At 49.0% G+C, this 21608-nt stretch carries 16 protein-coding genes; 3 read left to right on the forward strand and 13 right to left on the reverse strand.

What is annotated here, in order from left to right; genetic code table 11:
* The 6 genes from WG89_RS09205 to WG89_RS09230 all read right to left on the reverse strand — a co-directional run.
* On the reverse strand, nucleotides 1–210 hold a 210-nt coding region (locus WG89_RS09205; protein WP_479686489.1), incomplete at its 3' end, for a transposase.
* Nucleotides 211–262: 52 nt separating this feature from the next.
* On the reverse strand, nucleotides 263–769 hold the full coding sequence (locus WG89_RS09210) for a tyrosine-protein phosphatase (protein WP_062264611.1): 507 nt from the start codon (nucleotides 767–769) through the stop codon (nucleotides 263–265).
* A 41-nt stretch (nucleotides 770–810) separates the two neighbouring features.
* Complete coding sequence (locus tag WG89_RS09215; RefSeq protein WP_172806761.1) at nucleotides 811–1608, reverse strand: tyrosine-protein phosphatase; 798 nt, start codon at nucleotides 1606–1608, stop codon at nucleotides 811–813.
* A 43-nt stretch (nucleotides 1609–1651) separates the two neighbouring features.
* Nucleotides 1652–2437, reverse strand: a complete 786-nt coding sequence (locus tag WG89_RS09220) for a tyrosine-protein phosphatase (protein WP_062264617.1) — start codon at nucleotides 2435–2437, stop codon at nucleotides 1652–1654.
* 2 nt (nucleotides 2438–2439) lie between these two features.
* Nucleotides 2440–3840 (reverse strand): MFS transporter, encoded by a 1401-nt coding sequence (locus WG89_RS09225; RefSeq protein WP_062264620.1) that lies wholly within the window; start codon nucleotides 3838–3840, stop codon nucleotides 2440–2442.
* Nucleotides 3841–3892: 52 nt separating this feature from the next.
* Complete coding sequence (locus tag WG89_RS09230; protein WP_062264623.1) at nucleotides 3893–6025, reverse strand: TonB-dependent receptor; 2133 nt, start codon at nucleotides 6023–6025, stop codon at nucleotides 3893–3895.
* 294 nt (nucleotides 6026–6319) lie between these two features.
* Between WG89_RS09230 and WG89_RS09235 the strand changes: the two genes are divergently transcribed.
* On the forward strand, nucleotides 6320–7621 hold the full coding sequence (locus tag WG89_RS09235) for a TetR/AcrR family transcriptional regulator (RefSeq protein WP_062264625.1): 1302 nt from the start codon (nucleotides 6320–6322) through the stop codon (nucleotides 7619–7621).
* Between the two features lie 23 nt (nucleotides 7622–7644).
* Here the strand turns inward: WG89_RS09235 and WG89_RS09240 are convergent, their stop codons facing one another.
* Complete coding sequence (locus WG89_RS09240) at nucleotides 7645–9333, reverse strand: peptide ABC transporter substrate-binding protein (protein ID WP_062264628.1); 1689 nt, start codon at nucleotides 9331–9333, stop codon at nucleotides 7645–7647.
* Nucleotides 9334–9550: 217 nt separating this feature from the next.
* Here WG89_RS09240 and WG89_RS09245 point away from each other — a divergent pair, with 217 nt between their 5' ends.
* Nucleotides 9551–10303 (forward strand): hypothetical protein, encoded by a 753-nt coding sequence (locus tag WG89_RS09245; protein WP_062264631.1) that lies wholly within the window; start codon nucleotides 9551–9553, stop codon nucleotides 10301–10303.
* Between the two features lie 3 nt (nucleotides 10304–10306).
* Here WG89_RS09245 and gorA read toward each other — a convergent pair whose 3' ends face one another.
* Entirely contained in the window at nucleotides 10307–11674 is a 1368-nt protein-coding gene (gene gorA, locus WG89_RS09250; protein WP_062264634.1) for a glutathione-disulfide reductase, read from the reverse strand.
* Between the two features lie 292 nt (nucleotides 11675–11966).
* On the opposite strand from gorA, the gene WG89_RS09255 reads away from it, so the two are divergent.
* Nucleotides 11967–13553: a peptide ABC transporter substrate-binding protein gene (locus WG89_RS09255; RefSeq protein WP_172806762.1), complete on the forward strand. Its 1587-nt coding sequence runs from the start codon at nucleotides 11967–11969 to the stop codon at nucleotides 13551–13553.
* 1241 nt (nucleotides 13554–14794) lie between these two features.
* Here WG89_RS09255 and WG89_RS09260 read toward each other — a convergent pair.
* The 5 genes from WG89_RS09260 to WG89_RS09280 form a co-directional block, all read right to left on the reverse strand.
* Complete coding sequence (locus tag WG89_RS09260) at nucleotides 14795–15946, reverse strand: acyl-CoA dehydrogenase family protein (RefSeq protein ID WP_342669256.1); 1152 nt, start codon at nucleotides 15944–15946, stop codon at nucleotides 14795–14797.
* Entirely contained in the window at nucleotides 15943–17925 is a 1983-nt protein-coding gene (locus WG89_RS09265) for an acetyl/propionyl/methylcrotonyl-CoA carboxylase subunit alpha (RefSeq protein ID WP_062264783.1), read from the reverse strand. The genes WG89_RS09260 and WG89_RS09265 overlap by 4 nt, the downstream gene beginning before the upstream one ends.
* Before the next feature lie 37 nt (nucleotides 17926–17962).
* Nucleotides 17963–18757: an enoyl-CoA hydratase/isomerase family protein gene (locus tag WG89_RS09270; protein ID WP_062264643.1), complete on the reverse strand. Its 795-nt coding sequence runs from the start codon at nucleotides 18755–18757 to the stop codon at nucleotides 17963–17965.
* Between the two features lie 6 nt (nucleotides 18758–18763).
* Nucleotides 18764–19924: an acyl-CoA dehydrogenase family protein gene (locus WG89_RS09275; protein WP_062264646.1), complete on the reverse strand. Its 1161-nt coding sequence runs from the start codon at nucleotides 19922–19924 to the stop codon at nucleotides 18764–18766.
* Between the two features lie 65 nt (nucleotides 19925–19989).
* Nucleotides 19990–21600: an acyl-CoA carboxylase subunit beta gene (locus WG89_RS09280; protein WP_062264649.1), complete on the reverse strand. Its 1611-nt coding sequence runs from the start codon at nucleotides 21598–21600 to the stop codon at nucleotides 19990–19992.
* Nucleotides 21601–21608: the final 8 nt, after the last annotated feature.

A 21608-nucleotide genomic window follows, 5' to 3' on the forward strand; every position in this document is an offset into this window, starting at 1 on the left:
GCCATAAAACAGTAGTGAAACCATCATGGCAGGATGCCAGCCTTTTGATCCTGTGCCTCGATAAGAATTGATCAGTGGAGACAGGTCGAGCTGGTCAACAACATCCACCACAAAGCGAGCCATATGACCTTCTGGAAGATAATCCTGGATGCTGGCAGGGAAAAGGTCGGGAGTGTTTCGGTCGACCGGTTTGAACTTCCACTTATTCATAGTGCTTTGAGTGTTACTGGTACTGGAATCAGGATTTTACCTGTTTTGCTGGTTAAGTCCGACAGGCTCCTAGAATACCGGTGCGATCTTTACCACCAACGCAATGAAACAGAACGGGAAGCCGTTTTATATCGGTGCAGACGCTGACGGCTTGAACCAGTTCGTCACGGTATTTAATAATCTTTTCTTCGTAACGGTCACAGGTTTTAATCCAGAGTTGATCAATGTCGATCATCTCATTGGCTGCCATCAAGGAGCCCAGATCAACTTTGCCATTGGGTGTCTTTTTTATCTTTTTATCGTCGTGCTTAACATCTCCGATTGGGATGTGAACCATGCTTACATGCTCCAGTCCCTCCGGGATAGGAGTGAGCTGCTCTTCTGTACGGCGAAAGTCGATGATCGTCTTGATACCCAGAGAATGGATTTCTCTTTTCTCATCATTGTCCAGGTTGTCGAGATGGGCGCTTCGTAGCAGCATACCTGTGCGAATTGATTGCTGGCCCGGTGCGCCGGCAGCAGTAAGATCTCGGAAATTCCTGCTTTTGGTAATCTTCATAATTCTTTTTCAGTTGTGATCAGGTTATCTCTAAGTGGGTATTATTCGAGCAGGTTGCTGCGAAGCTTATGCCTCAACTGTTCGTTCAGGCCAAGAGAGGTTGTCAAATAGTTGTCTATGGACTGATATTCTTCTTCTATATAGTCCAGAGCAGCTTCAAGGTAGGAACTGTCCACTCTGAGCATGGCCTGCAAGGCTTCTTCAGATCCGTGAGGAGCCTGAGTTTTAAACTTCTGTACCGTCTCGCTGAAATAATCCATTTTGAGATCATTGGTCAGCAGGTAGTCATGGAAAACAGTCTTTCGGGAAACCCCCAGAGAGAACAGCAGCATGGCTGCAGCTATTCCTGTTCTGTCCTTTCCTGCTGAGCAGTGAAACAGAATAGGCGTACTCTTCGACTGAGAGGCCTCCTGAAGCAGTTCTCGCAATACTTCCTGATAGTTTTTTACAACATTGATGTAGCTGTTTTTCATATATTGAACGGCTTCGTCCAATCCAACTGATCCTGACTGCAAGCCATCAACCAGTTCGGGTTTGCCTATCTCGGCAGAGCTGATTGGGCGATTTCGGGTTTCAATGGAAGTGCGTTCCGGCAGACGGTTAGGGTGTTTTTTCCTGACTTCCTCAGTTCTGAAATCAAACAGAAGTCGGATTCCCAGGCTGTCCAGCCATTCGAGATCTGCGTCAGTGGCAGGCTGTAATCTATCGGATCGAAACAGGACACCGTTTCTGATTCGTTTGCCATCAATGGTTTTATAGCCGCCCAGTTCACGGAAGTTATAGAGCCCTTCCATAAGGCCTGTTCGGGGGCTCTCGATACTAGCCGTGAATTGGCTCATAAGATTTATAGTCCATTGTAAAAGTGGTTGAGCAGAGTCGCCTTTAACACGCTGTTTCAGTGGCTTGTTTGTCAAACATATAGTTCCGGTATGTCTGAAGTTGATCATGAGTAATGTCAGTGTCTTCAGTCAGATAGTTCTCCACTGATCCGAAATCTTCCTGGATTGTATTGAGGGCAGCGAGCAAATACTCCGGATGAGCATGACCCAGCGTCTTTTGCAGATCTTCAGACAGAGTCGAAAGATCATAGGGCTGAGGGATATTGGTACCAGGCTTTTGTTGATTGGTTTCCTCGTAGTCCGCCAGAATTTGAGAGCGGCTGTAGCCCAACAGATCAAGCAATAGTGCAGCCAGAATCCCTGTTCGATCCTTGCCACCAATGCAGTGGAAAAGAACCGGCATACGACTGGGATCAATACAGATCTTCACGGCTTCGACAAACTCACTGCGATAGACGTGTATTTTTTCCCGGTAGTTCTGACAGGTCCATTTGATCAGCAGCTCAGAGCTGTCTATGCCCAAATGCTGGAACATATCTCCGAGTTTAATGGACTCATCTCTTTTTCGAGTATTCGAGAACCTTTTCTGATCCGGTTTGGCGTCACCTATTGGAATGCAGATCCTTTCCATAGAAGAGTCATCGGAGTACTCCTGCTGCCGACGTAGGTCGATAACAGTTCGAATACCCAGAGAGGCAAAATTGTTGAGCTCTCCTTCGTTCAACTGATCCAGATGAGCGCTGCGATACAGTTGACCTGTACGTATATTCTGGTCATCAGGAAGGCCTGAAGCGGTAAGGTCGCGCATATTTCTGCTGGTGATAGTCATGATTACTGGCTTCCTGCTGACAAGGGGTGTTCAGTCGTGTTGACGTTTTGTTCACTGGAGCAGTCGGTCTGGCTTTGCTGCTTAATAATACTGCTCTGAATTGTTTCCATATGGCTTCGGGTCAGTGGGTAACGCCACATAACGGCTGCACACAGGATCATGAAAGGAACGGTGCCGAAGGAGAAAACCAGGGTAACGGCTTCCAGGTTAGTGCTTTCTGCTTCGGGGCGGGGATCAAAGCCCAGGGCTGCCAGTCCCAGGAATACCATGCCAATGCCCAGACCCTCTGCAATCTTGTCGGACAGCTCCATAACCGCACTGATGGAACCCGCACGCTTGCGGCCATGGCGAAGATAGTCATCATCAATGACATCGGCCGTCATTGAGCCCATAAGTACAGTAGGAATGATGCCCAGTGTGCCAATGACAAACATCAGGGTCATCAGTGGCCAGGCCTCTTCCTTTGGGAGAAAGAGAGCCAGTGGGCTGACAGCCGCCATAGCCAGAAGGACGAAACACATCAGACGATGCTTCTCTATCTTCTTGCTTAAATGGTTACAGGCTATAACGCCGAGAAAGGTGCCCATGATAGTGGTCAGATACAGTGTGCTGATCAGTTCCGGCAGAAGCAGAATGGAGCCAACAAAGAACACCATAACCGCATCTCTGAACCTTCGTCCGTAGTTGTATAAAAAGTTGTGGATAAACAGTCGCAGAAATGCCGGTTCACGGAGCAGTCCCATCAGTGATAGAGGAGAGTCAGGCGTAGATTCATAAAGATCGGGCTGTTTTTCAGGTTCCTTGACCAGATAAAAGCTGGCAATGACAAATACGGGCGCTATGACAATCAGTGCGGCTAACAGTATCGATATTCTCATCCAGCTATCGCCGCTGTAGGTTTTATCGACATAAATACCGATGCCTACGATGACCAGAACACCGACAAGGGCGACCAATGTTTTCCAGCTGTTGATACGGGTTCGCTCGGTGTAGTCGCTACTGTACTCGGCTACCCAGGCATCATGGGGTGTACTGATAAACGTTGAAGCCAGGTAGAGGCCCATGGTGGCCAGAACAATGAACAGGCTAGAGCTGTGGACAGTTTCGGACAGCAAAAGCAGCAGAGCTGTCACCATCATGATGACACCGGCCATCATAAAAGGTTTTCTCTGCCCCCATCGACTGTTGGAGTTGTCTGACCACCACCCCACCACCGGATCGGTCAGTACATCCGTAAGCCGGATGAACATAATGGCACTGCCCGCCAGAACCATGCCCTGGGTTTCACCCAGATAAGCGGGCAGAAGGCTTTCCACAGGGTAGGCCCAGGCGCCCCCCAATGCAGAGGGCAGAGCCAGTCCAAAAAGCTCTTTGCGGGAAAGAGGTTTGTTTTTATACGACATTATTTGCCTTTTTATTATTTAAGGCGACTATTGATAAGGTCGCCCGATGTTTCTAAAACAGGTAGTTAAAAGTCACGCCAACTGTTCTGGGAGCACCATAGGTCACTCCAAGGCTGCCGCTGTTTCTTGCGTACTCCTTGTCTGTCAGATTTTTAACCCACAGAGTGGCGTCCCAGCTTGCGTTCGAGGGCTGATAGACGATGCTGGCGTTAAAGAGTGTGTAGCCATCAATCAAGTGGTCGTTTTCGATGTCATCAAAATATTCATCGGTATAAAGGACTTCTCCCCTGAGATTGACGGTGCCGAACCCATTCACCGGGATGCGATAATCGTTAATCCAGGAAGCTGTCTTGCGAGGTGCATTGGCAAACTTGTTGCCTTTCAGGTCTATTTGTTCTCCGGGTTTTCCTATAAGGCCCTCATCAATTCGGGTTTTCAACAGAGCCGCATTCAGCGAGGTGGTCAGCTGGCTGGTCAGGTTGGATTTAAGCTCAAGCTCAACCCCGGTATTAGTGGCCTTACCCGCATTGACGATCAGCTCAATACCACTTTCCACCTCTCGTTCCAGTTGGATATCCTTGTAGTCATAAAGGAATGTGGTCAATCGCAGGGTGGTGTCTTCACCTATTTGGGTGTTCAAACCCAGCTCATAACTGTCCAGTACTTCTTCTTTAAAGGGGTTGATTGAAGAGAGATCCGTTGGATCAACTTTGTAACCTCCATCTCTGTAACCCTGGGTATAACTGGCGTAGATCAGGGAGTCAGGCGTTACAAGGTAAGAGAGTTTTAAAGCTGGGGTAAACTTGCTGAAAGTTCCTGAATCTGATTTTACTTCTGTTTCCAGACCACGTTTTAAGTGACTGTAACGGCCACCTATTTCTGCAATCCAGCGTTCTCCGATAGACAGTTCGACATTGGTGAAGCCTGCCCACTGTCGGGTATCAGTTTTGGAAGTGACAGGTCCGCCCTGACCAAAAAAGCGGTAGTCAGATTTTTGTTTGCTGTTGTAGTCGAAAAAGAAAATACCGGAGGTTGTGCGCCAGAAGTCGCCTGCATCGTAGTTCAGACGAAATTCCTGGGTGACTGTATTTTCAGTGGTGTCGCCTGTGGCGTAGCCAGCCAAAGGCTCAAGTGGACCAGAAAGAACGGTACTGTCCAGATCTCGTTCATTGGTGTTGCTGGTGTCACGCCAGGAGGTGATGGAGGTAAAGGTCCAGCTGCTGTTTACATCCCAAGTGGCTTTAAGGGAGATGCCATCCTGATCAGTCTCGTTCTTTAGAGGAGAGTCTACAGCCACATCATAGGGCTTTTCTCCTGAAACAGGTGGGAGGAATGGAGCAAATGCCGGGTTTTTATAAAACGGATGAGTGTAGGAAGCTGGAGCCAAAGGGGTACTGTTGTTTCTCAGGCTGTCGACAGTGAGATCCAGTTCCAGATTGTCCGAAGGCGTGGCGAGAAATCCGGCCATAAAGGCATAGTTGCCTTTGATTTTACCGGCCTCATCACCGCCTGGATGAGTATTATCCAGATAGCTGTCCTGACGGTAAAACTGCCCAGCCAGTCTTACACCCAATTGGTTTTCTATTAATGGACCTGAAGCGCGGGCCGCGTATTTTTGAAGGTTATAACTGCCTGCTGTAACGCTGGCTTTGCCCTGCCATTCCTTGCTAGGCTTTCGAGTGACAAAATTGATGGCACCACCCAAAGTATTCTGCCCATAAAGAACACCCTGAGGCCCTTTCAGAACCTCGACCCGTTCAATGTCCAGCAGGGCCATACTGTTGCCCACTGAGCTGCGTCGGTAGACACCGTCAACATAAACACCTACGGAAGGTGCTACGTCTGGTGAGCCGTCATTGCCTGGAACACCACGAATAACAGGATCGAAGCGACTGTCGAGTGTTTCTTCTGCATTAAACGTCAGACCCGGGACATAATTTTTAAGCTCATCGAAATGACGTATTTCAGAAACTTCGAGATCATCGCCACTCATAACCTGCAAGGCACCAGCATAATCCTGAAAGCTCTGTTCACGTTTATTGGCTGTGACAATCACTTCTTCAATCTTTTCATCCTTGCTGTCAGCCTGAGCGGGAATCCCATAAAGGCCGGTCATAATAGCTGCAGTCAGTATCGACAGGCTTGTCCTCTGCCAGACAACAGGTTGGCGTTCCGTCTGTATCATTGTTATTTTCCTGCTGGTCAATTTGCCCTTTTGGGCAGTCCCAAGATGCAGTTATTACAAATGTACAGTATTAAAGAATGATGAAGGTTTCATTTCATATTCTTTTAAATGCAAAAAATTTAGGATTTTTCGGTGATTTTTATATTTATTCGAACCTGTTTTTATTTTGTATTACGTTTGTACTGTTTTTCTCTTGATGTTGATTATGGATAATCGAGTGCTCAGTCACGGATGTAACGAAAGCGTCATAAACAGACGATAGGGTTCCAGTTTCATGCCGGGTAAACAAAAATTATGACAGTCGCCGTATCCAGAAACCTTGAAGTGAATGATGAAAGTCTCGACTCCCGCACCCGATTGCTGGTCGCTGCCAGTGAACTCATGACTGAGCAGGGTATCCGTTCTCTTTCTTTTCGCTCGATTGCTGGCCGGGCCGGGTTGGCTTTTACGGCGGTGACCTACTATTTCGACAATAAGGAAAGCCTGATTGAGGCGACTTTTCGTTACCAGATGGAGATGGATACCCGTCGCTTGCGGGCTATTTCCGAGCAGTTATCAGACCTCTCGATCACCAGTGCTCACCTTCTGACATTGTTGTTGAAAGAGCTGAAAGCTGAGTCTGCAGAGATTCATCAGTCAAATCGGGTCTGGTATGAATTGCAGGGTAGTTGTGCCTCAGGGGAAAGAGAACGGTTGTTGATCCTCCAGCAATGGAATCAGATGAAACAGCAGCACTGGGAGAGTTTGCTCAGAGGTTGTCAGGTTATTGCGACTGAATATCAGCGGGCAGAAACTGCTCGAATTATGGTTGAGTACTCCGCAGCAGAAGCGTATTACTGGCTCTCGGCTGATCATTCGCCTTCTGCTTTGATGGAACTGGCCTTTTATGAAAAAGTCAGTGCCTTTATCCATGCTTTGGTTGCCCGATCAGAGCAGGGTGATAAAGCATTCCCGGCATTTGAATCTCTTGTTCAGCAGTCTGAAAGACAGTTTTTATCTCACTATGAGGCCGACGACAACGCTCCTCCAGCCCGAAAAAAGATTATAAATGCATCCCTTGAGTTGATCGCTCAGGAAGGGCCAGCATCGTTGACTAACCGACGCATTGCCCAGCAAGCCGGTGTTTCCCTGGCTTCAACCACTTACCATTTCAAAGCACTTTCTGATCTGCTGGAAACTGTTGTTTTGGAAATCTATCAGCGTTTTGGTCAACTTAGCATCCTCGATGGTCGAGAGATTCAGGCTCAATCCAAGGATGAGCTGGTCAGACAGTTGGCGTCTTTCTATCGGAATAAAGAACAAATGGCGCTGATTACTGGCATTGAAAACACAGTGTTGCTGGGAACTCGATTGGATAGCTTTCAGTTTTGTCTTGAGAATATTTTTGCCATGAGAGGGAGTTCGTCATTCAGGCAAATGCAGCAGGTGCCAGAACTGAGCCAGCAGCTTTCTCGAATGAAATCTGCAATCTGGTCAACCCTGAGAGAAGGTCAAAGACGGTTGAGTGTTAGCTATGGAGCTTCATCTCGGGAGGAAGCCCTGTTGCAAAGGCATGAACAGGTTTTTTGTTTGTTGTTCCCATCAGAAGCCAGTTAGTGGCTTCTGACAGGTACTGAATATTATTGCTCTATCCGATAAATTTCTCTTGAGTAGATTCGTCCTTCCGGATTGTCATAACTGACACCTCTAAGGTCTGGTTTGATCAGGTAATTGTTGCTGTTCCAGTAAACCGGAGCAATGGGCATGTCCGATGCCAGAATCAGTTCAGCTTCAGCATAGAGGCGGTTACGCTCTTCCCGGTTTAATGTTTGTTTGGCCTGATCCAGCAGCTGATTGTATTGTTTGCTGTTGTAGAAGCTGCTGTTATTGCCATGTTCAGGGGTATGAACGTCCAGCATGGTGATGGCGTCATCATAATCTCCACCCCACAGCGCCCTGGCTACCTGATACTGACCGTCCAGTTTTCTCTGCAGGTAGGTGGACCATTCGAGACTTTCCAGATTGACCTTAACGGGTAGACTTTTCTGCCACATTTCCTGAATGGCGACTGCAATGTGCTTATTGCTGTCAGTGGCGTTATAGATGTAGTTGAACGTCAATGGCTTTTCTTTGCTGTAGCCTGCTGCCTGCAGCAGCTTTTTAGCTTCACTCAGTCGTTCCTGAGCGGACATTTTTTTGTAGCCTGGCTCAGGCGGGATAAAGCCCGTAACGGTTTCAGGAGTGAAGGTATATGCAGCTGTCTGGCCTTGCCCCATAATATTGTTTGTGATCAATTCCCGCTGCAGTGTGTACGACAATGCCTTTCTTACCCGAACATCATCAAACGGCTTTTCTCGGGTATTAAATGTCAGATAATAAGTGGCCAGGCTTGGGCTGGTTTTCAGCTGCTCAGGCATCTGGTTGGAAAGCTTGGTGAAGTGAGTGGTTGGAATACTGGACACAATGTCCAGCTCACCTGCGCGGTAACGATTGAGAGCCGCTGTTTCTGACTCTATTGGCAGGAGCGTAATTTCAGTTAAAACCGTGTTTTTTTGATTCCAGTACTCAGGATTTTTGTTCAGAACGATTTGTTCCCGAATGACTCGTTTGGTCAGTGTGAAAGGCCCGTTAACGACAATTTTGCCTGGGGTAGCCCAATCTCTGCCATGGGATTCAACGGCAGCTCTTGGCACTGGATTCATGGATCGGTGGGTCAGCATAGCCAGTAGGTAGGGAGCCGAATGATTGAGTTCCAGAGTCAGTGTATTGCCGGGACCGGCTTTTACACCCAGAGTGGAAACCGGCTTTTTACCCTTGGTAATCTCGCTGGCATTCTGGATGCCCATTGCGCCCAGATACCATGCATAAGGCGAAGCGGTATCCGGATTGGCCAGGCGCTTGAAGCTGTATTCAAAGTCCGCTGCCGTCAATGGTTTACCGTCAGACCAGGTCAGACCTTTACGCAGGGTAAAAGTCCAGACGGTACCATCTCCGGAGGTTGTCCATGATTCAGCCTGACCGGGAATAATGTTGCCCTGAAGGTCTTGGGTCACCAGCCCTTCAAACAGTTCCCGGGTCACCTGATCTTCCGGGATGCCAATGGCCAGATGCGGGTCCAGGGATTCAGGATCACCTCTCAGGGCACGTTTGAGGGTCTGATCTTTGGACAGTTTGATACCTTTCGGGACTTCAGCAGCCTGGGCTATGGGTAAATAGACTGAAACCTGCAGAGCCGTCAGCAGGAGAAACAGTTTCAGGAAAGCAGCAGGAAGTCGGGTTATTATTTTTAACGGGATCATGGCCTGTCGACCTTTATGAGGTGAAGACATCAAGATAGCACAGGCCGATCTCTCCTGATTCTGTCTTATATGGCTACCGATGAGCTAGCAGGAACCTTTGGCAGGTTTGGCGATCTAAGCAGTTTTGGCACTCAGGATGAGAGATATGCTTAATGCAGCCTCAGGGATACGGGCTGGAATCCGATCCTTCACCCCTTCTTTGACAAAGACCTTATCCAGTCTCTATTGCGGAAGAGGTATTTCTCCAATGGAGACGAAACCTCTGCCTGGACTTCGTAGCAAATCAGACGGTTCTGATCGTTCAAAATTATATGAAGTTGCCCTATCTGTTGTGGCTGACACGAGAACGAAGATCATCGGCAGCAGTAACCTCAATCAGATTGATACTTCAAAGGCACCCTCTGAATCTGACCGGCTGAAGTTACCGGGTATAAAGGATAACTTTGGCCGGTACCTGGAATTCGACGAGCTCCAGTTGCACAGGAAAAGAGAGAATTTTGTCAGAAAGCATGTGGCCTGGCTGAAGCAGCAACATCAAKGCGACACTTTTCAGATACCCGCCTCAGCACGTCTAAGAAAGATTTTCATGACCGAGCAGTTGAACAGAATATGTCCTTATGGGAACTGTTCGGCACTTGCTGAGACTTCGTTTCTTTCCCTGTATCGCCAGGGGCTTTTTCCGTTAGAACTTGTTTATCAGTTCTCGCGTCGTGAAGAGAAAGATTACAGTCATGCCTTTGTGGTAATGAATAGGAAGGAAAACAGTGAACTGAAGGCAACAGATCAGTGGGGTGAAGACAGTATCGTTGTAGATGCATGGGTTCCAGCCGTTTTCTTTGCTGATCAGTTCCCAGCGTTGCAGGAATGGTTACCCGGTACTTTTGATATGGACAGGGTCTACAGTGTGATACGTCTGGAATCAAGGTTGGAAAATGCTGAGCGGCCTGCTGTTGAGCTTAAATCTGAACAAGAGCTGGAGGAGCATGACTCCTCCAGCTAGGCATCATCGCATGGTCACAAACTCTTCCGAAGAAGTCGGATGGATCGCAACGGTGTTGTCAAAGTCAGCCTTGGTGGCACCCATCTTCAGAGCAACGGCAAAGCCCTGCAACATTTCATCGGAACCATGGCCGATGCTGTGAATACCAACAATTTTCTCTTCTTCACCGACTGTCACCAGTTTCATTCGACTGGGCTGACGGTGGCTGGTGAGCGCGCTGTACATGGCGGTAAAGCCGCTGGTGTACACCTTCACATTCTCTTCACCATGACGTTCGATGGCTTCATTTTCACTCAGACCCACGGTGCCAATGGTTGGGTGACTGAAGACTACAGTAGCGACATTGTCGTAGTTCAGATGTTCTTCAGGTTTGTTGTTGAACAGTCTTTCCGACAAACGACGACCGGCAGCTACTGCCACGGGAGTCAGTTCAATTTTGCCAATGTTGTCGCCTACGGCGTAAATGCCAGACACATTGGTGTTCTGAAACTTGTCTACAGGGATGTAGCCACGTTCGTTGGTTTCTACACCGGCTGCTTCCAGGTTAATGGAGTGGGTGTGAGGCTTACGACCTGCCGCCCAGATCACCGTATCAACATTCAGGCTGTTACCGTTTTCCAGGTGGATAGTCAGGCTGCCATCGCTCTCTTTGGTGATCTCTTTAGGTACTGAGTGGGTATGCAGAGTTGGGCCTTCAGCTTCCATGATCTCAACCAGAGTATCGGAAAGCATGTCATCAAAGCTGCGCAAAGGCTTGTGCTTACGAACCAGCAGATGGGTTTCACTGCCCAGGGCATGCAGGACACCGGCCAGTTCGACGGCAATGTAGCCTGCGCCCAGAACGGCAACACGGTCCGGTCGTTCAGTCAGTTCAAAGAAACCGTCGGAATCAATACCCAGATCAGCACCTGGAATAGAAGGAACTGCTGGTTCACCGCCTGTTGCGATTGTGATGTGATCGGCTGTGTAGTTTACGCCGTTAACTTCAACAGTTTTGGCGTCAACAAAGCGGCCATAGCCTTTTATGACATTGACCTTGTTGTTACCCAGAACTCGATCGTAAGACTGATGTATGCGGCTGATGTAGGCTTCGCGGCTTTCGACCAGTTTGCTCCAGCTGAAGTTTTTCAGGATTTCTTCACGGTCCAGGTCGAAACCGTAGTCCGGACCATAATGGATGGCATCGGAAATCTGCCCGGCAAACCACATGGCTTTTTTAGGCACGCACCCAACGTTTACACAGGTACCACCCAGGTGTTTGGCCTCAATCAGACCAACTTTTGCGCCATGCATGGCAGCACGGTTAGCAGTACCAATACCGCCGCTGCCACCGCCAATGACCAGGTAATCAAAATGGGTATCTGTTGTCATGAATAGTTCCTGATAAGTTCGGGATGCCATGAAAGACATTATAAAGACACTATATGGGCAAACTTGTGAATTTAAATAGGGGGATGTGTAAAGCTGGGTACAGTCGTGGACGTAAAGGATAAATCGTATCTAAAGACCAGGGTTTTAGGCACTCACTGGTCAGTGAGCAGAAGAGCTGGGTCAATGCCTTGTAAAAGGGCGTACACGGCAGAAATCCATGCTATTTTGATACTGCTCTGAATATTTCAGGGAAATGGACAATACAGACAAAACAACAACAAGTGGTCCGACAATGAATAGATTTCTCCGCTCTCTCCGGTGGGCACTATTTCTTCTGGTATCCCTGTCATTCAACTTGATCGCTAAAACTTTGGTACTGGGTAACGGTTCTGAACCCGGCACATTGAACCCGTTCAATTCCGAAACCACATCCGACTCCAATGTGATCTCCAGTCTCTTTGAAGGACTGACCTATATGGATAAGCACTATCAGATTCTGCCGGCACAGGCTGAAAGCTGGACTGAGTCAGAAGATGGTTTGCTATTCACTTTCCAGCTTCGCAAGGGACTTAAATGGAGTAATGGTGATTCGCTGACAGCCCATGATTTTGTTTTTGCCATGCGTTATTGCGCCAACCCGGAAAACGCCATGGTGCGGTCGCAGTCCCTGAAGGATCTCCACATGAAAAATGCCCAAAAAGTTATTTCAGGAGAACTGCCGCTTGAACAATTGGGCATCAGGGCGGTTGATGATCACACACTGGAGATTCAGCTGGATAAAGCCGTTCCTTTTGCTTTGAGCAGCATCAACTTCACAGTGGTGCCGCTCCATCGTAAGAGTGTTGAAAAGTACGGTGATAAATGGCCTCAGCCCGGTAACCTGATCAGTAACGGAGCCTATAAGCTGGATAAGTGGGTAGTGAACGAATATGTCTCAGCGGTTAAAAACCCCCACTACCGGGAGAGTGATCAGGTCAACATTGAAGAAGTCATGTTTCTTCCTCTCCAGCCTGAAGCTGAACTGAAGCGATATCAGGCGGGTGAAGTTCATATCACCGACAGTTTTCCTTCTATTTTCCATAGCAAGCTGAAAGCCCAGGTGCCCGATGAGGTTCGCACGCACCCAACGTTTTCCACTTATTTTTACGAATTTAATCTGAACGACCCGAAGTTCTCTAATAAGTACCTGAGGCAGGCTCTTGCACTGTCTGTTGATCGGGATGTCATCACGAAACTGATTACCAGGCAGGGTGAAAGCCCGGCATACAGTACAGTTTCTCCTCGTTCTTACGATTTTATTGCTCCTGACACTTTTTATAAAACCGAGGAGCAGAAAACCCGGAATGAGAAGGCCCGTGAACTGCTTAAACAAGCCGGTTTTGAGCAAGGATCAGATCTGGAAGTAGAGCTTCTTTATAACACCCGGGAGTCACATCGGCAGATAGCCCTTGCCATCAGTGACATGTGGAAACGCAGTCTGGGTGTAAAAACCAGGCTCAGGAATATGGAGTTCAACAGTATGCTGGCGGATATTGCCCAGGGTAAGTTTGAGCTATCCCGAAAAACCTGGGTAGTCAGAGATCCTGAGCCCTGCTACATGCTTAAAATCTACCAGTCTGATGATCCATTTAATGACTCGAAATATAACAATCCAAAATTCGATGCTCTGCTGGAAAAAGCCTGTACAGGCAAGCTGACACCCGAGCACAGAAAGTTTCGGCAGCAGGCTTTCCAGGAGCTGGAAGCTATCCTCGCGGAAGATATGCCAGGCATTCCCATTCTTCATGGCGTGAGCAACCGGCTGGTAAAACCTGAAGTGAAAGGCTTTCCCAAAAGTGGAGAAGCCAATCTTTTCAGAATTCGGGACCTGAGCTTTTAAAAGGCCAGGTTCAGACAGTAGCGTCGTTTTCAGGGGATGTAAGTTTGTAAACGTTACGTCAATATCCCACTGTTACGTGGGTAAACCGCACAAGTAACACATTTGGATTAGATAAAACTACTTACGACAAATGGCTTAACTGTCGTGTTGTACGTATATCAGGGGGTGTGGCGGTTTTTCAAAAAGTTGGCACGCCGATTGTATATATAGGTTCGAAAACAAAAAAACTGCCGCAAATAACAATAATAATGAGGCAGGCGAACCGACAAACAATAACAATAATAAAAGTCGGTGACCGTACAAGCGGATTGGTTTACAGGGTGTTTTTTTGTGGTGTAGCAACCAACAGGGAAACCGGGTAGCTGAGAAGAATTGCAAAAGCAACGCGAGCCTACCGGTAAACATGGAAGGATAATAAAGCAATTATCCACACAGCCTGCAAACCAATCCGCTTATCTTTATCTTCTGAACCTCCCTTATCTCTCTACACCTACTTTTTTACATTGTTTTGAACCTGTCTGTTCTCATCGTAAAGTTTCTTGAACGCACTAGTACTTTTCTCAGGATCTCATTCTCGATTTTTTGAATCCTCTCGACCGACTAGTACAACTAAGCGCTAAACCCCACACCGTTCGCACTGAGCCCGTCGAAGTGCATTATCGACATCCTTTGATAGCTCAGGGTGAACGGAGTATGTATCAGTTTAAACGTTTGGCTGCACTGGTCCGCCATTTACCTCATTTCTAAGGGGGTTCGGCTTGGGTTCGAGTATAGAAATGAGCAGCTTAAGGCGTCTGCTTGTTACCTTTATGTTTCGTGGTTACATCAAAACGTGTGGGGGTAACAATTTAAAGAGAGTGTAAAGGTTACGTGTGTATATCGTTGCTTTTCGGATAGTACGTACTGCAAGGGTTGTGGAGGTTTTTCAAAAAGTTGGCACGCCGATTGTATATATGTGAGCAACTAACAAAAAACTGCCGCTAATAAAAATAATAACAAGGCAGATGAGTCGACCAACAATAACAATAATAATAAAGGTCGATGTCCGTACAAGCGGATTGGTTTACAGGGTGTTCAAGTGGTGTAGCAACCAATAGGGAAGCCGGAAAGCTGAGAAGAACTGCAAAAGCAGCACGAGCAAACCGGAATCATGGAAGAGCTATAAAGCAATGCTCCACACAGCCTCTAAACCAATCCGCTTTTTCTTTTCTCAGCCAGCTCTCCAGATCGTTCCGTGACTCTTAAAGTCCAAGATTCTTCGCGATAACTTCATTCATGATTTCATAAGTGCCACCGCCAATGGCAAGTATCCGATTATCCCGATAAAGCCGCTCCACCACGGATTCCCGCATAAAGCCCATGCCTCCAAAAATCTGGGTAGCCTGGTAGGTGATGTGATCACTGGTGTCTGTGGCAATATTTTTGGCCATGGATACTTCCATGCTAACGTCTTCACCCGCTTGATAACGCGCTGCGATGCGATAGGTAAACTCTCTACTGGCTTCCAGCTTGCTGGCCATGACAGCCAGCTTATGTCGTATGATCTGGTGGTCCTTGAGAGTCTTGCCGAAAGTACTTCTATCTTTGACGTATTCAAGACAGGCATTGAGTGCGACTTCAGAAGTGGTATTAGCCATGACTGCCAGAGAGATTCGCTCTGGCTGGAAGTTACTCATGATGCAGTAAAACCCCTGGTTTTCCTGTCCAATCAGGTTCTCTGCCGGTACCAGACAGTCGTCAAAGAACAGTTCGGCTGTATCAGAAGCCCACCAACCCATCTTTTTCAGGTTTTTGCCAACTGAGAAGCCCTTGATATCTTTTTCAATCAGCAGCAGGCTGATACCACCAAACCCTTCACCGCCTGTACGTACGGCAACGGTATAGTAATCCGCGATGACTCCGCTGGTGATGAACATTTTGCTGCCATTCACTTTGTAGAAGGGTTTGCCATCAACGGTTACCTGTTCCGCGCGGGTTCTGAGGCCTGCTACATCGGATCCGGCACCGGGTTCGGTAATGGCCAGGCAGGCAATTTTGCTGCCCGCCAGAACTTCAGGAATGATCCGCGCCTTCAGGGTGTCTGAGCCCCAGCGATGGACTGGAGGCAAACCTATATTCAGAGATTGCAGGCCTGCAACTACTCCTCCAGAACCCGCACGCATCAGTTCTTCATTGATGGCAATGGCATGGAAAATGTCGCCGGGTGTGCCACCATACTGTTCGTCGTAGCCCATACCGAGCAAACCGGCCTCACCGGCTTTCAGGAACAGTTCTCTGGGAATACCTCCGGACTCTTCCCATTCATCAATGAAAGGAGTGATTTCTTTCTCGGTGAACCGGCGCGCAGTTTCCCTGACTGCCTGGTGTTCTTCATTAAAATAAAAAAGGCTCACGCTTCTGCCTCCACTGCAGTGATTTCCATTAGGCATTGTCTGGTTTTGACCTGATCTCCGGCTGTTGAAGAAACCGTTTCCACTGTACCGGATACCCGAGCTTTGAGTGCATGTTCCATCTTCATGGCTTCGAGAACCATCACCGTCTGGCCGGTTTCCACCATGTCCCCAGGTTTAGCCAGAACATCGATGATGACTCCGTCCATAGAGGCCAGTACTCGACCGTCACCCGCAAATTCTGTGGACTGCGCGGGGGCATGAGTCTGATTTTTCCAAAGAGTGTTGCCCTGCAGGGTCGAGAGATGAAGCTGATCATCCAACAAAACGAAGTCACAGTGCTGGACCAGACCGTTGACGGAATACTTCATGTATTGATCATCAATAGACAACAATGTCAGTGAATAGTCCTGGTCTTGCGACTGGATGCGGTAGTGATTTTTTTCAGTGACGTTCAGTGATACCTGAAAGGCCTGTCCCTCACCTGCAGTGTCGCAATGCAGCTTGTAGTGCCAAGGGGTAAAGCGTGTTGCTCCCCACACCTGTTGTTTATCGTGACCAGGGTTTTCGAGATGGAAAAAGGCCATGGCAGCCAGAGCTGAACTTTCCATCAGGCTGGCTTCTGACAGATTGAAGGCATCATCTGAGAATTCCTGATCCAGGAATGCTGTAGTGGCATGACCCTCAATAAAAACTGGCTCTTTCAATATTCGGCTGAGGAAGTGCTGGTTATGCTTTACTCCCAGCAGTTTCATGTCCTCCAGAGCACAAACCAGTTTGCGGCGAGCCGTTTCACGATCATGACCGTGGGCAATTACCTTTGCCAGCATGGGGTCATAAAAGGGTGATACGGTTTGATTGATCTGGATACCATGGTCAACGCGAACCTGTTCAGGAAGCTGCCAGTCGAGGATCTGGCCAGTCTGGGGCAGGAAATTGTCAGCAGGATCTTCAGCGTAGAGGCGAACTTCAATGGCGTGACCCTTTAGGCTCACCTGCTCTTGAGTCAAAGGCAAGGGTTGTCCTTCAGCCACCATAATCTGCCATGCAACCAGATCAACGTCAGCCACCAGTTCTGTCACCGGGTGCTCAACCTGCAGTCGGGTGTTCATCTCCAGGAAATAAAAGTTGCGATCCCGGTCGACCAGAAACTCCACAGTGCCTGCACCCACATAATCACAGCTCTTGGCAGCGCGAACAGCGGCTTCACCCATCTGCTGGCGGAGTGATTCTGTTACAAAGGGAGAGGGGGATTCTTCGACGACTTTCTGAAAGCGTCTCTGGATAGAGCAGTCACGCTCGCCCAGATAAATGCAGTTCCCCTGTCGATCGGCAAACACCTGAATCTCAATGTGTCTGGGCTCAATAATGGCTTTTTCGAGAATCAGTTCGCCACTGCCAAAGGCATTGGTGGCTTCTGAACGGGCTGATTTCAGGTTTTCCAGAAAAGAGGTTTCGTCGTCTACCTGACGCATACCTCGACCGCCCCCTCCTGCGGAAGCTTTGACCATGACCGGGAAACCGATTCTTCTGGCTTCGGACAACAGGACTTCATCACTCTGATCAGCGCCTTCATAACCCGGAATACACGGGACGCCGGCTTCCAACATGGCTATCTTGGCCTGACGTTTGTTACCCATTAGCTCAATGGCATTGGCGTCTGGGCCTATAAAAGTGATACCTGAACGGGCACAGGCTTCAGAGAAATCAGTGTTCTCAGATAAAAAGCCATAGCCGGGATGAATGGCATCTGCGCCAGTTGCTTTGGCAGCGTTCAGTACTGCCTCTTTATTCAGATAGGACGATGATACTTCTGGAGCGCCAATCAGAACCGCTTCATCGGCCAGCGTTGTGTGCAAAGCATCGTGATCAGCTTCGCTGTATACGGCAACGGTTCTGTATCCCATGGCCTTGGCGGTGCGGATGACTCGCACGGCAATCTCGCCACGGTTGGCAATAAGAATTTTATTTAATGAGGGCATGGCATTTCTCAATTTTACTTTTTCATGCACGGTCTGATTACTCAGACAGCCAGCTGGGCGTGCGCTTTTCTTTAAAGGCCTGAATACCCTCAAGACCTTCTTCGCCTGTCACAGCGCTGGAGAAAAGCCGGGCAGCGTAATCCAGAGATTCTCCGGAAGGTTGTCCGGCAATAGACAGCATCAGGGCTTTGGTCATCGCATTCGCTCCGGGAGCGCAGCGTTTGACCCGTTGGATGGCGTCCTTAACAGCCACATCAAGAGCTGCCGATGATTCTACGCACTGATGAACAATGCCCAGTTCACAGGCTTCTGAGCCAGAAATTCTCTCTCCCATCAAGGCAAGCCGGCGAGCTTGTGTAATGCCGATTCGGTGGACAACAAAAGGGGCAATCTGGGCGGGTGGAATCCCAAGAGTGGTTTCAGGCATGCCAAACTTCGCTGCAGAGGTGCTGACAGCAAAGTCGGAAACACAGACCATGCCAAAGCCTCCACCCATTACGGCGCCTTCAATGGCGGCAATCACGACCTGCTCAAGATGGCTGACGGCAGTGATCAAATCGCCAAACCTTCGGTTGCTCTCGAAAGCACTTTCCGGATCACTGTTTGCCGAGTTCATGCTTTTAAGGTCTGCACCGGCACAGAAGTGCCCACCATTACCGCGCAAGATGACGGCTCTTACTGATCGGTTGCCCTCAAGCTGTCCAAATACTTCCAACAGTTCATCAATCATTGGATCGCTGAGCGCATTTCGGGCATCAGGACGATTCAGTCGGACATGAAGAGCCCTTTCTTCAAGGCTCAGTTCCAGCGTTTCAAAACCAGACAGTTTCATACGACATTAGCCTCTTTTCTGGCCGGGTAGCAGTCCCAGATACTTGCAGATGATGCCCAGCATGACTTCGTCTGCACCGCCGCCAATGGACATCAGACGGGAGTCTCTGTAAAAACGGGAAACTTTGTTGTCCCACATATAGCCCATTCCGCCCCAGAACTGCAGGCAACCATCGGTGACTTCACGGGCCAGGCGACCAGTCTTGAGTTTCAGCATGGAAGCCAGTTTGGTGACATCCTCACCTTCAACATATTGTTCAACGGCTTGATAGAGAGCGGCTCTGACTATTTCAGTTTCGGTCTGCAGTTCAGCCAGGCGGTAGTGAAGGTACTGGTTATCCAGCAGAGGTTTGCCAAAAGCTTTTCGCTCGTAGCAATAGTCAGCGGTCTCGCTCACACACAGATCAAGGGTTTTCAGAATACTGGCTACACAGAACAGACGCTCTTCCTGAAACTGCTGCATTTGCATGGTGAAGCCCTGACCTTCAGCGCCAATACGGAAACGCTGGGGGACCCGGACATCATCAAAGAAAATCTGGGCGGTATCGGAAGAGCGCATACCCAGCTTGTTCAGGCGTGGAGAAACTTCAACGCCAGGGGTATTGGTCGGTACAATAATCAGGGATTTGTTGATGTGTCTGGCGTCATCAGAGGTGTTTGCAAGTACACACAGAAAGTCTGCCTGGGTGGAATTGGTAATCCACATCTTGCTGCCGTTTATTACATAGTCATCGCCGTCTTTTCGGGCTTCTGTTTTGATAGAAGCTACATCGGAGCCAGCACCTGGTTCACTGACTGCAATACTGGCAACCTGGTCGCCGGCAATGGCAGGCGTCAGAAACTCTTTGCGAAGTTCGTCGCTGCCGTATCGTGCCAGAGCCGGTGTGGCCATATTGGTTTGTACCCCAATAGCCATAGGAATGCTGCCGCAATGGATAGCACCCAGCTCTTCAGCCACCAGGGCTTCATAGCTGTAATCCAGGCCCAGACCCCCGTAAGAAACGGGTTTGGCAACGCCCAGTAGACCCAGGTTGCCCAGTTTCTTAAAGAGATCGTGGGCCGGGAAAATGCCTTCCTCTTCCCACTGTTCAACGTAGGGATTGATCTCTTTCTCGATGACCTGCGCCATGGTTCGGCGTATTTCGTTGTGTTCCTCGGTAAACTTCATCAGGGGCTCCGGTATTCTGCGTTATTGTTAGTTTCTTTTGATCGTGGCTGATTTATGAAATTCAGTTAGAAGCGAGCTGCACCAAAGGTGATGGAACGTATCTGGCGTTGTTCGCCTTCACGACAGATGTCCAGCAGAAAGCCCAGCAACTGGCGGCTGTCCCTTGGGTCTATCAGGCCATCATCCCAGAGTCTGGCAGTACCAAACAGAGCCGTCGCGCTCTGGTTCAGGAAGTCTGCTGTGCTTTGTTCCATCTGTTCCAGTTGCTGCTTATCGGGCTCTACACCGGCTTTGCGGGCTTTTTCTTCCGCCACGATTCTCAGCACCATCCCAGCCTGCTCGCCACCCATAATCGCCGTTCTGGCGGATGGCCAGGCGAATATGAAATGAGGATCAAGGCCTCGGCCGCACATGGCATAGTTGCCCGCACCATAAGAGCCGCCAACCACCAGGCTGATTTTTGGAACCTGGGCATTGGCCACCGCCTGAATCATCTTTGAACCGTGTTTAACAACACCGTTCTGTTCGGTTTCTGTTCCGACCAGAAACCCCGTGGTGTTATGGAGGAATAACAGAGCAGTATTACTTTGCTCACAGAGTTGAATAAATTGGGATGCCTTGTTGGCACCTTTGGGAGTGATAGGGCCGTTATTGCCAATGACACCGACAGGCTGGCCCTGAATACGACAATGTCCACAAACAGTGCCTTGATCAAAGCCGGGTTTGAACTCCATGAAATCAGAGCCATCAGCTATACGTGCTATGAGTTCTTTAACGTCGTAGGGGGTCTTTGGGTCTGAGGGGACAATACCCATCAGCTCGTCCGGGTTGTAGAGAGGCTCCTTGAAGGATTTCTGACTCTTCGGCAGAGGCTCCCAGTTCAGGGTTCCAACAACTTCTCGGGCAATGCGGATACCGTCCGCATCGTTTTCAGCCAGATATTCGCCTGTACCTGCCACAGCGGCATGCATGTCGGCGCCACCCAGCTCTTCATCGTCAGCTATTTCACCTGTGGCTGCTTTCAGCAGGGGAGGGCCGGCCAGGAAAATCTTGCTCTTGTTGCGCACCAGAATCATGTAGTCCGACAAGCCAGCCTGATAAGCTCCACCCGCTGTAGCATTGCCATGTACGACCGTGATCTGGGGTATACCCGCTGCAGAAAGTCGAGCCTGATTGGCAAAGCCATTGGCACCACGGACAAAAGATTCTGTCGCATAATTGAGGTTGGCGCCGCCACTTTCCAGAAGATTAATGATCGGCAGTTTATTCTCGAGAGCAATCTTCTGGGCTCGAATGGTTTTCTCCAGACCAATGGGGGAAAAGGTTCCCCCCTTGACCGAGTAGTTGTTCACTTGAACAAGACAACGAACGCCTGATACATAGCCAATACCTGCAATAAAGCCCCCACCAGCACTGCTGCCATCTTTATCGTCGTACATCTTGTAGCCCACCAGAGAGCTCAGCTCTATGAAGGGGGCGCCAGGGTCCAGCAGGCAGTGCAGACGTTCTCTGGGCAGTAATTTGTCGAGCTTGGCCAGAGCCTCCCGCTTTTTGCCTGCGGTATCGACTACCAGTTGCTCAATGGCCTGGAATTCTTTGACTTTTTCTGACATCCATTCGGCATTGGCAGCGAAGCTTTCTGAGCCGGTATTGATGCTGGATTCGATGATAGCCATGGTGTTAT

It is taken from the genome of Endozoicomonas arenosclerae, assembly GCF_001562015.1.
Lineage (GTDB): Bacteria > Pseudomonadota > Gammaproteobacteria > Pseudomonadales > Endozoicomonadaceae > Endozoicomonas_A > Endozoicomonas_A arenosclerae.

What these genes read in the sequence shown, in the direction of transcription:
- WG89_RS09280 (WP_062264649.1), bottom strand. Translation starts at nt 21,600, where the DNA reads ATGGCTATCATCGAATCCAGCATCAATACCGGCTCAGAAAGCTTCGCT.
- WG89_RS09270 (WP_062264643.1), bottom strand. Translation starts at nt 18,757, where the DNA reads ATGAAACTGTCTGGTTTTGAAACGCTGGAACTGAGCCTTGAAGAAAGG.
- WG89_RS09275 (WP_062264646.1), bottom strand. Translation starts at nt 19,924, where the DNA reads ATGAAGTTTACCGAGGAACACAACGAAATACGCCGAACCATGGCGCAG.
- WG89_RS09235 (WP_062264625.1), top strand. Translation starts at nt 6,320, where the DNA reads ATGACAGTCGCCGTATCCAGAAACCTTGAAGTGAATGATGAAAGTCTC.
- WG89_RS09265 (WP_062264783.1), bottom strand. Translation starts at nt 17,925, where the DNA reads ATGCCCTCATTAAATAAAATTCTTATTGCCAACCGTGGCGAGATTGCC.
- WG89_RS09240 (WP_062264628.1), bottom strand. Translation starts at nt 9,333, where the DNA reads ATGTCTTCACCTCATAAAGGTCGACAGGCCATGATCCCGTTAAAAATA.
- WG89_RS09225 (WP_062264620.1), bottom strand. Translation starts at nt 3,840, where the DNA reads ATGTCGTATAAAAACAAACCTCTTTCCCGCAAAGAGCTTTTTGGACTG.
- WG89_RS09230 (WP_062264623.1), bottom strand. Translation starts at nt 6,025, where the DNA reads ATGATACAGACGGAACGCCAACCTGTTGTCTGGCAGAGGACAAGCCTG.
- WG89_RS09210 (WP_062264611.1), bottom strand. Translation starts at nt 769, where the DNA reads ATGAAGATTACCAAAAGCAGGAATTTCCGAGATCTTACTGCTGCCGGC.
- WG89_RS09255 (WP_172806762.1), top strand. Translation starts at nt 11,967, where the DNA reads ATGAATAGATTTCTCCGCTCTCTCCGGTGGGCACTATTTCTTCTGGTA.
- WG89_RS09215 (WP_172806761.1), bottom strand. Translation starts at nt 1,608, where the DNA reads ATGAGCCAATTCACGGCTAGTATCGAGAGCCCCCGAACAGGCCTTATG.
- gorA (WP_062264634.1), bottom strand. Translation starts at nt 11,674, where the DNA reads ATGACAACAGATACCCATTTTGATTACCTGGTCATTGGCGGTGGCAGC.
- WG89_RS09220 (WP_062264617.1), bottom strand. Translation starts at nt 2,437, where the DNA reads ATGACTATCACCAGCAGAAATATGCGCGACCTTACCGCTTCAGGCCTT.